General features: G+C 46.1%; 13 protein-coding genes and 1 pseudogene. 11 read left to right on the top strand and 3 right to left on the bottom strand.

Going from position 1 to position 10,820, the window contains the following annotated elements:
• Window positions 1-92: 92 nt before the first annotated feature.
• The 8 genes and pseudogenes from AC3A14_RS19175 to AC3A14_RS19140 form a co-directional block, all read left to right on the top strand.
• A complete protein-coding gene (locus tag AC3A14_RS19175) occupies window positions 93-452 on the top strand; it encodes an element excision factor XisH family protein (RefSeq protein WP_318735878.1) in 360 nt (119 codons plus the stop codon).
• Complete coding sequence (locus AC3A14_RS19170; RefSeq protein ID WP_318699798.1) at window positions 440-775, top strand: XisI protein; 336 nt, start codon at window positions 440-442, stop codon at window positions 773-775. Before AC3A14_RS19175 ends, AC3A14_RS19170 begins: the two co-directional genes overlap by 13 nt.
• 21 nt (window positions 776-796) lie before the next feature.
• On the top strand, window positions 797-1,708 hold the full coding sequence (locus AC3A14_RS19165; protein ID WP_318735868.1) for a PfkB family carbohydrate kinase: 912 nt from the start codon (window positions 797-799) through the stop codon (window positions 1,706-1,708).
• A gap of 70 nt (window positions 1,709-1,778) precedes the next feature.
• Window positions 1,779-2,903 (top strand): cupin-like domain-containing protein, encoded by a 1,125-nt coding sequence (locus AC3A14_RS19160; protein ID WP_318735871.1) that lies wholly within the window; start codon window positions 1,779-1,781, stop codon window positions 2,901-2,903.
• 184 nt (window positions 2,904-3,087) lie between these two features.
• The gene (gene acs, locus AC3A14_RS19155) at window positions 3,088-5,058 is read left to right on the top strand and encodes an acetate--CoA ligase (RefSeq protein WP_318735873.1); all 1,971 of its coding nucleotides are present in this window, start codon (window positions 3,088-3,090) and stop codon (window positions 5,056-5,058) included.
• 101 nt (window positions 5,059-5,159) lie between these two features.
• Window positions 5,160-5,909, top strand: coding sequence for a calcium-binding protein (locus tag AC3A14_RS19150; protein ID WP_318698284.1), 750 nt, complete (start codon window positions 5,160-5,162; stop codon window positions 5,907-5,909).
• An 88-nt stretch (window positions 5,910-5,997) separates the two neighbouring features.
• Window positions 5,998-7,554, top strand: coding sequence for a calcium-binding protein (locus AC3A14_RS19145; protein ID WP_318735876.1), 1,557 nt, complete (start codon window positions 5,998-6,000; stop codon window positions 7,552-7,554).
• A 355-nt stretch (window positions 7,555-7,909) separates the two neighbouring features.
• A pseudogene (locus tag AC3A14_RS19140) lies at window positions 7,910-8,035 on the top strand (IS4 family transposase); the annotation flags it as partial.
• Window positions 8,036-8,114: 79 nt separating this feature from the next.
• Here AC3A14_RS19140 and scpB read toward each other — a convergent pair.
• Window positions 8,115-8,666, bottom strand: coding sequence for an SMC-Scp complex subunit ScpB (scpB, locus tag AC3A14_RS19135; protein WP_318702341.1), 552 nt, complete (start codon window positions 8,664-8,666; stop codon window positions 8,115-8,117).
• A 26-nt stretch (window positions 8,667-8,692) separates the two neighbouring features.
• A complete protein-coding gene (locus tag AC3A14_RS19130; RefSeq protein ID WP_318735436.1) occupies window positions 8,693-9,544 on the bottom strand; it encodes an ABC transporter ATP-binding protein in 852 nt (283 codons plus the stop codon).
• Between the two features lie 16 nt (window positions 9,545-9,560).
• Here AC3A14_RS19130 and AC3A14_RS19125 point away from each other — a divergent pair, with 16 nt between their 5' ends.
• Window positions 9,561-9,755: a hypothetical protein gene (locus AC3A14_RS19125; protein ID WP_318735439.1), complete on the top strand. Its 195-nt coding sequence runs from the start codon at window positions 9,561-9,563 to the stop codon at window positions 9,753-9,755.
• Here the strand turns inward: AC3A14_RS19125 and AC3A14_RS19120 are convergent.
• Window positions 9,720-9,905, bottom strand: a complete 186-nt coding sequence (locus AC3A14_RS19120) for a hypothetical protein (protein ID WP_318735442.1) — start codon at window positions 9,903-9,905, stop codon at window positions 9,720-9,722. The two genes, AC3A14_RS19125 and AC3A14_RS19120, sit on opposite strands and share 36 nt — an antisense overlap.
• A gap of 221 nt (window positions 9,906-10,126) precedes the next feature.
• Here AC3A14_RS19120 and AC3A14_RS19115 point away from each other — a divergent pair, with 221 nt between their 5' ends.
• A complete protein-coding gene (locus AC3A14_RS19115; RefSeq protein ID WP_318735445.1) occupies window positions 10,127-10,366 on the top strand; it encodes a heavy-metal-associated domain-containing protein in 240 nt (79 codons plus the stop codon).
• Between the two features lie 143 nt (window positions 10,367-10,509).
• On the top strand, window positions 10,510-10,695 hold the full coding sequence (locus AC3A14_RS19110; RefSeq protein WP_318735448.1) for a hypothetical protein: 186 nt from the start codon (window positions 10,510-10,512) through the stop codon (window positions 10,693-10,695).
• The last annotated feature ends 125 nt before the right edge of the window (window positions 10,696-10,820 follow it).

Here is a 10,820-nt window from a genome sequence, read left to right as displayed (position 1 = left end):
ATCCCCCCATCCCCCTATCCCCCCATCACAGCGCAAAGCGCTGTATCTATCATGAAACAGTCAAAACAGCTTTAATTAAAGATGGCTGAAAAATTACCAACGATCCACTCTCCTTAGCCGTCGGAGGCCGAACGGTTTATGTCGATCTGGGTGCAGAGAAGCTGTTAGCTGCCGAAAAAGATAACCAACGAATTGCTGTAGAGGTCAAAAGTTTTGTGTGTCCATCTCCTGTACAAGATTTAGAAAATGCTTTAGGTCAATATGTGCTTTACAGAGGATTAATGCAAGAATCACATCTTCATCAAGACCGTAAGTTGTATTTAGCAGTTTCTGATTTGGTTTATTTTGATTTTTTTGATGAAAAAATAGCTCAAATTGCCATTCGCACCAATCAAGTTAAAGTGTTGAGATTTGATGAAACATCACAGGAAATAAGCCAATGGATAGAGTAAATGAATATGGTCAACTGATCCAAGAATTTCTAGACTACTATGCCCAAATTCCCTATAGCCATGGTGACATTAAGAGCCATGTGATTGCTGATTGGACGAACCATCACTTTATGTTGGTGATTATCGGTTGGGATGGAAAACATCGCGTTCATGGTATGATTACCCATGCCCAGATTATTGATGGTAAAATCTGGATTCATCGCGATGGGATTGAAGATAGCATTACGGAGAAATTATTGGAAGCGGGTGTGCCGAAATCGGATATTGTTTTAGGTTTTCACCCGCCACACATTCGCCCCCATACTGGATTTGCGATCGCCTAAAATTTTACATATGGTCTAAGTATGGAAAAATCTGCTCTATTTGTGGGGTTGGCAACGTTAGACTTCCTCTATCTAACACCCAAAATTCCCCAGGTGAATGAGAAACTCGTTGCTGTGGATTATACCGTGGCGGCGGGTGGTCCAGCGACGAATGCGGCGATCTCCTTCGAGTATTTGCGGCGCTTACACAAAAATAGTGGCTCAACCCAACTCCTCGCCAGTGTGGGGAATCATCCCCTCAGTCGTCTCATTCGGACAGATTTAGAAGTTTATGGGGTTCACTGCATCGATCTTGACTCGCAACGGATCGATCCTCCACCCGTTTCCTCGATTTTAGTCACTCAACCAGGGGGCGATCGCGCCGTAATTTCGATTAATGCAACTCATGCACAAGGAGCCTGGAATCCAGATTTTAGCGCTCTCTTAGACAATATACAGGTTCTGTTAATCGATGGTCATCAAATGGCGATGAGTCAAGAATTGGCTCAGATAGCTAAGGCTGGGAAAATTCCCATTATTATCGATGGAGGCAGTTGGAAACCTGGATTTGAAGGGGTTCTGGCGTTAGCCGATACGGTTATTACCTCAGCGAATTTCTATCCCCCTGGATGTGACACCCACGAACAAGTGATGGCTTATTTAATCGATTTAGGCATTCCTCAAATTGCCATTACCCAGGGAGAAGGAGCGATCGCCTACTATACTCAAGGGAAACAGAGCCACATTGCGGTTCCTCAAGGTTCGGCAGTCGATACATTAGGCGCTGGTGATATTCTCCATGGTGCATTTTGTTATTATTCTCTAGAATTAGACTTTGCAGAAGCCTTGGCTCAATCAGCTAAGATTGCCTCTGCTTCAGTTCAACAGTTCGGAACACGAGCTTGGATGAAAGGTGAGGGTGGAGGGATAGGGGAATGGAGAGAAGGCTTTTAGCTTTGCTCCTTTGTAATGCTATCACTGGATATTTTGGTGATTAATAGTCGTTTGTAACCTAAGAAAAATAATGACAGAACCTCAACCGATGACAATTACCTTACCGCCCTTGCGGATTACGGTGAATAATCAACAACAGGTGAACCTAGAGTGGATGCCTCAAGCTCAAGAACAACTCCCTCCCAGTCAACCCCAAATCCCAGAGAACTGGAAACGGTGGATCGCCTTAAATAAACTGCATAATAAGCCCGAACAGTCCATGATTGAGGCGATGAAACAACAGGGAATCGATCCGGCGATCGCCCGCATTGCCATTAATCAAGTGATGGCGGAACCGTCCTATCAAGCTGGGAACAATATGGCCCAACTGCTGCGAAAATTAGAGTCAACCCTCGCCATTCAACAGCAACTCGCGGCACTTTCGTCTCAGGCGAATCGGATTGAGCGGCGATCGGGCGTTTCCAGACAGGAATTTCTCGACTGCTATTATGCCACCAATACCCCAGTGATCTTAACCGATTTAATGCAAGATTGGCCGGCGATGAAAACTTGGTCACCGGAATACTTAAAAGAAAAATATGGCCATGTTGAGGTGCAAATCCAAGCCAACCGTAACCGTAACCGTGAATATGAAATTGAATGTGAAAAACATCGCAAAACTATCTTGCTGGGAGACTATACCGATCGAGTCTTGAATGGGGGCGAAAATAATGATTATTATATGGTCGCCAATAACCAAAACTTAGAGCGCGAAGAATTAAAAGGACTGCTCGGCGATATCATCTTTTTCCCCGAACTGCTTAATCCAGAAGAAACCCATAATCGCGTGTTCTTCTGGTTTGGACCGAGTGGAACCATTACCCCCCTGCACCACGATCCCGTGAACTTAATGATGGCTCAAGTCTATGGTCGTAAACGCTGGCGCTTAATTTCTCCCCAACAAACTCCTCTAATTTACAATTATGTCGGAGTATTTAGTAAGGTGGACTGCGAGAATCCCGATTATCAGAAATATCCCCTCTTTAAGAATGTGCAAATGATTGAAGAAGTCTTACAACCGGGAGAAGTTATTTTTGTTCCTGTAGGCTGGTGGCATCAAGTGAAAGCGCTCGATACAAGTATTTCCTTATCCTTCACGAATTTTGTTTTTCCCAATTCTTACACTTGGCAAGACCCCAATATCAAGGCCTGGTGAGAAGGATTTCTTCAGAATGCCTTCATCCCTGGAATGAATTTACGGGGTTTTCGGCATTTTCCTTAGAACTGATGACCAGGGTGGAGCATAGCACAAATCTTAAGCTTAATGGAACTCAATCTCTATTGGGCTGATTCTGGATTACAAAGAGTGATAGACCTTTAGTTAAGATCATCTCTATAGCATGTCACAACCAACAATTGAATCGATCCTTAAAGAAAAACGTCAATTCCACCCCTCAGCAGAATTTGCCCAAAATGCCCAGATCAAAAGTCTGGAAGAGTACCAACAGCTCTACGAAAAAGCCAAAGCTGACCCCCAAGGCTTCTGGGCAGAACTGGCAGAACAGGAATTAGATTGGTTTGAAAAGTGGGATCGAGTTCTAGACTGGGAACCCCCCTTTGCCAAGTGGTTTGTGGGTGGAAAGATTAATATTTCTTATAACTGCCTCGATCGCCACTTGAAAACCTGGCGCAAAAATAAAGCTGCCCTCATCTGGGAAGGAGAACCGGGAGATTCGCGCACCCTGACCTACGCCCAACTGCATCGAGAAGTTTGCCAAATGGCCAATGTATTGAAACAGTTAGGGGTGCAAAAAGGAGATCGCGTGGGGATCTACATGCCCATGATTCCGGAAGCGGCGATCGCCCTTTTAGCCTGTGCCCGCATTGGCGCACCCCATACCGTCATCTTTGGCGGATTCAGTGCCGAAGCCCTCAAAGACCGACTGCTGGATGCTGAAGCTAAACTGGTCATTACTGCCGATGGAGGATGGCGTAAAGATAAGATTGTTTCCTTGAAACCACAGGTCGATAAGGCGATCGCCGATAATGCCGTTCCTTCCGTCGATAACGTCCTTGTTGTCCAACGTACCAACCAACAAGTGCATATGGAACCCGGCCGCGACCACTGGTGGCACGACCTACAAGCCGGAGTCTCCGCTAACTGTCCAGCCGAACCCATGGACAGCGAAGATATGCTTTTCATCCTCTACACCTCCGGAACCACAGGCAAACCCAAAGGTGTTGTCCATACCACGGGCGGTTATAACCTCTACACCCACATGACCCTCAAATGGGCCTTCGACCTGCAAGAAACCGATGTTTATTGGTGTACGGCTGATATTGGCTGGATTACTGGCCACAGCTATATTGTTTACGGCCCACTTTCCAATGGAGCCACAACGGTCATGTATGAAGGGGCCCCCCGTGCATCTAACCCCGGTTGCTTTTGGGATGTAGTCGAAAAATATGGCGTAACCATCTTCTATACTGCTCCAACTGCCATTCGCGCCTTTATTAAACTGGGAGAACATCATCCTAACGCCCGTGACCTCTCTTCCCTACGAATTCTGGGAACGGTGGGTGAACCCATTAACCCAGAGGCTTGGATGTGGTATCACCGCATTATCGGCCATGAAAACTGTCCCATTGTCGATACCTGGTGGCAAACGGAAACTGGTGGATTTATGCTTACTCCCTTGCCTGGAGCTATTCCAACTAAACCGGGTTCAGCTACATTTCCTTTTCCTGGCATTTTGGCCGATATCGTAGACCTAGAAGGTAATCGAGTTGAGGACGATCAGGGAGGCTACTTGGTGATTCGCCATCCCTGGCCGAGTATGATGCGAACTGTTTACGGCGATCCGGATCGCTTCCGACGCACCTATTGGGAACATATTCCTCCCAAAGATGGCCAATATCTCTATTTTGCTGGCGATGGAGCGCGTAAGGATGAGGAAGGCTATTTCTGGGTGATGGGCCGGGTTGATGATGTGGTTAATGTATCTGGACACCGTTTGGGAACCATGGAAATTGAATCGGCTCTGGTTTCCCATCCTTCGGTCGCTGAAGCGGCTGTAGTCGGGAAACCGGATGACCTTAAAGGGGAAGAAATAGTTGCTTTTGTTACCCTAGAGGGCACGTATAGTGCTTCAGAAGACCTGGAGAAAGAGTTAAAGCAGCATGTAGTGGGTGAAATTGGGGCCCTGGCTCGTCCTGGAGAAATTCGCTTTACCGATGCTTTGCCGAAAACGCGATCGGGTAAAATTATGCGTCGTTTACTGCGATCGCTCGCTGGAGGCCAAGAAATTGCGGGAGATACCTCCACCCTAGAAGACCGCAGTGTACTCGATAAACTGCGCGAAGATCGCTAACAACACGGCCGGGTGGGCAGGATATTCGGGTTGAAATTGAAGCATTTGACTTGTGAGCCTGCCCACCCTAGGATTTCCCTATTCCCTATTCCCTGATACTTATGGTAGCTACTCCTGATTTTTCCTTCTTTCTCCCCCGTCTATTGGCAACAGATTTTAATGACTTTATTGTCTTGAATTCTACACCGGGACAGAATTCCTTAATCAACTATCCTGGAGGAGTCTGGGCCCTAGCAGGAAACGACACGATCTTTGGGTCTAATCTAAATGAAGTCATTTTAGGGAACTTGAACAACGATCAATTGCGAGGAGGTTCGGGGGGCGATCGCCTCTTAGGAGGACAAAATGAAGATCTCCTCTTTGGTGAAAACGGAGATGACCTCCTCCGAGGAGACCTGGGTGATGACCAACTCTTTGGGGAAGCAGGGAATGATACCCTTAGAGGAGGTCAAGGTAACGATGTCCTTAACGGGGGAATTGGCCAAGATTTTATTATCGGAGATTTAGGATTTGATAACCTCTCTGGAGGGGCCGGCTTTGATACCCTCGTTTTTCGTACTGATGAAGCCAACCTTAACCCCAATTTCGTAGATGTAATCCTGGACTGGAATCCCACCCAAGACTTAATTGGCCTGACCAATGGATTAAGCTTTTCTAACCTCGGCTTTGATACGAGTCACAACCTAGCTGGAGGAGGAGCCAACGATACTTTGATTATTATTGGTGCAACCGGGCAAAGCCTAGGAATTGTTGTAGACTACACCCTAGGTTTAGGGCCAGCTAACTTTACGAGTATTACTCAAAACGATTTACAAGTGGGTTCTAATGTCTTTTTTCCTCTGATCCCGTAAATTCAAGACGAGCAGGAAATTGAACCCCTGCCGTTGTAGTCTGGAATAACCTAAATTATAGCCATCCATTTTTAGTGAGGATCGAACTTTGGTAACTACTCTTTTTGACGGAACTTTAGGCACTCGGCCAGGCCAACAAGGTGAACTGACCCTACAACAAATTCTTCCCCCTCCCGCTGCTCCTGCGGCTAGTGAGACCCTAGGAAATAATCGAGTCACTCTCAATACAGATTTTACTGGAGATGGACAAACAGGTTTTGTCGGTTACACCAATTACCAAGCTAACCTACAAACCCTTCAAATCACTCCAGTTAATGCTAATTTTCCTAATCTCGATCCCACGGCTGGCTATACTATATCCTTTAATTTAGTGATTGATTCAGAAAATAGTCCCGATCCCACCCGGTTTGGCTTCAGTGTTCTAGCTGTCAGCAATGGCGGTCAAAGCGAGATTGAACTCGATTTTGAACAAAATCAGATTGTTGCCCAAGATATTAATTTTACGCCCAGTGAATCCGCTCAGTTTAATACTAGCAATCCGACTAACTATACTCTGGCAATTGAGGGTAATAGTTATACGCTTTCAGCCGATGGTAACCAAATTTTAACGGGATCTCTTCGCAACTATAACTTCGATCCAACGACTTCTAATCCTCAATTACCCTTTGATCCTTATGACACTTCTAATTTCCTATTTTTTGGCGATCTAACCGGTCGTGCTAGTTCGACCTTTTCTTTGGGTTCTGCTGCTGTAGAAGTCGGGACAGCAACGCCAACGCCGACTCCAACGCCAACGCCGACTCCAACGCCGACTCCAAGTGAACCGACTCCCACTCCCACTCCAAGTGAGCCGACAGCACCTCCGAGCCCAACCCCGACCCCAACCCCAACCGATCTTACTCTGACTCCTGACTCAGGGTTTGCCATTGCTCGTCTGATCGGGACCGATATTGATAATGTGATTGTTCTAAGTTCTACAGTGGGGAGAAACTCCCTGATGAACTATCCAGGCGGAGTGTGGGCTTTGAATGGGAATGACCAGGTTTCTGGGTCATCCTTAAGTGAGGTGATTTTAGGGAATGAAGGTAATGATACTCTACGAGGAGCGGCAGGAGGCGATCGCATTTTAGGCGGCCAAAATGACGATTTTCTCTCTGGTGAAGAGGGCGATGACCTCCTGCGCGGAGATCTCGGTAATGACCAAATTTCTGGGGATGCAGGCAATGATACCCTTCGCGGTGGACAAGGTAACGATCTGCTCAATGGTGGCGCGGGACAAGACTTGCTCATTGGCGATCTAGGGACTGATTTACTCGCCGGTGGTGCAGATGCAGACACCTTTGTTTTCCGTACTGATGAAGCTAGTGATAATACAAGTTTAATCGATCAAATTCTCGATTGGAATGCTACGCAAGATCTGATTGGTCTGACAGATGGTTTAACTTTCTCTGCCCTGGAGTTTGACATCAGTGGTAATTTAGCCGGTAGCTCGGCTAACGATACCTTAATCCGCATTGCAGCAACCGGACAAAGTTTAGGCGTTTTGGTGGATTATACTGGAGGCTTAAACAGTAGTAATTTTGTCTCCATGTCCGCGGCTCAAATGCAAGTGGGAGCTGAAGTATTTACTCCTCCCATTCCTTAGTAGTCAGGGTTACAGCACTTTTTTTTGCTGAAGCGGTACATCTCGATCCCCCTAAATCCCCAGTCATTTCTAATAATAATGAGACCGGGTTGTAGGGTTGAACGGCCGTTCGACCCTACAGGTGTTAAATTATGCCTACCATGACAAGGAAGGGGCGATCTCCAGCCCCTTCCGAGAATCCCGTATCGGCAACAAGATTACAGCGCTTCGCGCGGTAATAGGTAATAGGTAATAGGTAATAGGAAAACCATTTTTCACGCTATAATGCCCATTCTTCCGGCTTTTCATGGGAAGGCACTCTCAAGGAAAATTTCGATTACTGTACCTCATAACATCGAAAAGTGCTGTATCGCGCTTGCTGTTGACGATGCTCGACAAACGGGGTAATAGCAACAGTGATGAACGGCTGGATTTACTCGAGAGTTTTGAGAGTCTTTTCCCCGATGCTGAAATTGCCTACCTCACAGCTGACTGTGAGTTCAAGCGTTCACCGCCTCAACCCCCCACACTCTCTACCATCGAGCCTCTTTGTCACCCCTTGAGGAAATCTAGTTTTTGATTTAAGAGGGTTCGAGTTTGGGTAATTCGGTTTCTGGTTCTTCGAGTGCTTGGGACGCGACTAAACTTTCTTTCAGGGAGCTGAAGGGTTGGGGGAGGTCTTCTAATTGGAAATATTGATGAAATTTAGGGGTGACTTGTAGGCGAAAGGTGCGATCGCCCATTTTTTTGCGTTTACGCACTAATCCCAATTCTACCAGTTCTCCGACATGCTGATAAGCGCCACTGCCGCGCAAGTCTACTAATTCGGTTTGTAAGATGGAACCACTTAAGGCAATAGCTGCTAAGGTTCGCAGCGCACCTACCCCTAACTCAGCCGGAAGTAAATTATGGGTGAGATCTTGAAAGGATTCTCGTAATTGCAGACTATAGCCAGAAGGGGTTTCTAACACTTCTAGGGCACTATCCCGGTGAGCATAATCGGAAATTAACTCAATTAAGGCTTCTTCGGTATCTTCCTTGCTGCATTGGGCTAATTCAGACAAGTCATTTAAGCTAACGGGTTGACCTTTTAAGTAGAGAATCGCTTCAATTGTAGTGGCTAAACGGGGCATAATTGGGATCTGATAACCTAGACCCTTTAGTCTAACTGTCTTCCGGTTAATTCGACAAAGATATCTTCTAAGTTCGAGGGGCGAACCATGAAACCGGTTTTATCGGGTTGCTGTTCTAGATACTCGTTGGCTGCGGCTAAGTCGGGGAAAAACAGGTAATCCCAGCGATCGCCTTTTTGTTTGATGACTAAGCCTTCTCCATGTTTTTGCCGCAATTCTTCTAGGGTTCCCAGTTCAATTAAATGTCCCCCATCCATGATGCCGATGCGATCGCATAAATATTCCACTTCTTCCATATAATGGGTGGTCAGTAACATGGTCATTCCCTGCTCGTTTAAGCCACGAATAATTTCCCACAACCGCCGACGGGTTTGGGGATCTAGGCCGACAGTGGGTTCATCTAGGAATAAAATATCGGGTTCATGGAGCAGCGCTCTGGCAATTTGTAGACGGCGTTTCATCCCCCCAGAGAGGGTTTTAACGGGGTCTTGACGGCGATCGGCTAATTCGACATACTCTAACCATTGATTAATTTTCTCTTGGCGCACGCGATTCGGAATATGATGTAAGCGCCCGTGAAACTCCATATTTTCCCAAACGGTTAAGTCAATATCGACGCTGGTTTGTTGCAATACCACGCCAATTTTACGCTTTACCTGTTGTCCTTGTTGCACCACATCATAGCCAGCAACTTCGATCTCCCCGTCGGTTGGTCGGGTGAGGGTTGTTAACATGCGAATGGTAGTTGATTTTCCTGCTCCATTGGGCCCGAGTAAGCCAAACATTTCTCCAGGTTGAATCGCAAAGGAGAGGCGATCGACTACCGGAGTTTTGTTATAGACTTTACAGACGTTTTCCAGAGATACCGCAGCACCCATAGGATTTAGTGACCGGTTGAGAGATGACTTAACATATCTTAACAGTTTACGGATTATGGCACAAGGGGCGATCGCCGCACTTACGGATAATGGGAAGAAGGTAACATTGCTCCTCCAAGTGCAACGAGAACGGGAGAGATCGCAGCAAACTCGGCTAGAACTGCAACAATTGCAGTCATCCCAGCGTCAAGCGATCGCCCCATCGGGTTAACATAGGTTGAGATGGGGTAACTCCTCGATCTAAAAGGATGTGAAGACATTGTAAGCCGCGATCGGCGCTCCATTGGCGAAGTTTTTCGACCTCATCTAAGTCCTTCACGCTAACAGTAATATGAGTTTCAAATAGCCCAGTAAACTGCATGAATCGTGGATAGTCGATCGTTTTCTCAGTGAGAACTGAAAGTCTCGATCTTAATTGTAGTATAAAACCCGAGGATTTACATTACACTTATAATACAGCCCCGATCGCCCCAGAATTGATCCCTAAAATGCTTTAGAAAATCTGTAGGTTCAGCCGAACCGATGCCCTGTTGCAAGAGTTGCAGTAAAATCAACTAGAAGTTATGCTCATGAATGACAAATATGAAATGGTTTTTTCAAAAACAGCCAGCTAACGACATTGCACTCAAGTGTGACGATCTCCATTGTCAGATGTGTGCTGATACGGTAAAACAGGCTTTGCAAAAGGTCAATGGTGTTGTAAGAGTAAAAGTAAATGTCGGCAAAAAGGAGATCGCTGTTTCCATTGATCAAAAAGCAAATATAACCAGTGATATGCTGATCGATGCTCTCAAACCCACTGGTTATATAGCAACAACCTAATACTCCTCACAAAATTTGCATATTCATTCAATCGCTCATAACTAGCTACTTTATACTACTTTCTTTTGAAACAATAGCATTTCTGCTCTGTGAGATCGCCAGATTATCTATCCCGTTTTTCAGAATATTAAGGAAGAAATTACATGGCAGAATTCTATTGGCAAAAACTGGACTGTAAGAATCAACCAACAGGGGGACTTGGTGCATGGCGTGCAAAAGTCCCTGGTGGTTGGATAATAGCCATTCGTTGTGGTGGTAGCGAAGGTGGCGGAGTCACTTTTTATCCCGATCCTAATCATCAATGGAATGGTGGAACCTTACCCTTGTAAATTCTAGCCAGTCTTCTCCCTATTCCCTAGTCCCTGACTTTGGTCAAATGTCCCTCGCCCGATTGAGTTAATATGGGTTGAGATGCCCTCGATCTAAAAAGATGTGAAGATATTTGAGAGTGCGA

Source organism: Roseofilum sp. (assembly GCF_982964205.1).
Note: the sequence above shows the minus strand (reverse complement) of the source record. Positions and strands in the feature narration are given on the sequence as shown.

Coding starts and splice junctions, on each gene's coding strand:
- AC3A14_RS19170 (WP_318699798.1), top strand. CDS start 440: ATGGATAGAGTAAATGAATATGGTCAACTGATCCAAGAATTTCTAGAC.
- AC3A14_RS19165 (WP_318735868.1), top strand. CDS start 797: ATGGAAAAATCTGCTCTATTTGTGGGGTTGGCAACGTTAGACTTCCTC.
- AC3A14_RS19160 (WP_318735871.1), top strand. CDS start 1,779: ATGACAGAACCTCAACCGATGACAATTACCTTACCGCCCTTGCGGATT.
- acs (WP_318735873.1), top strand. CDS start 3,088: ATGTCACAACCAACAATTGAATCGATCCTTAAAGAAAAACGTCAATTC.
- AC3A14_RS19150 (WP_318698284.1), top strand. CDS start 5,160: ATGGTAGCTACTCCTGATTTTTCCTTCTTTCTCCCCCGTCTATTGGCA.
- scpB (WP_318702341.1), bottom strand. CDS start 8,666: ATGCCCCGTTTAGCCACTACAATTGAAGCGATTCTCTACTTAAAAGGT.
- AC3A14_RS19130 (WP_318735436.1), bottom strand. CDS start 9,544: ATGGGTGCTGCGGTATCTCTGGAAAACGTCTGTAAAGTCTATAACAAA.
- AC3A14_RS19120 (WP_318735442.1), bottom strand. CDS start 9,905: ATGCAGTTTACTGGGCTATTTGAAACTCATATTACTGTTAGCGTGAAG.
- AC3A14_RS19115 (WP_318735445.1), top strand. CDS start 10,127: ATGAAATGGTTTTTTCAAAAACAGCCAGCTAACGACATTGCACTCAAG.
- AC3A14_RS19110 (WP_318735448.1), top strand. CDS start 10,510: ATGGCAGAATTCTATTGGCAAAAACTGGACTGTAAGAATCAACCAACA.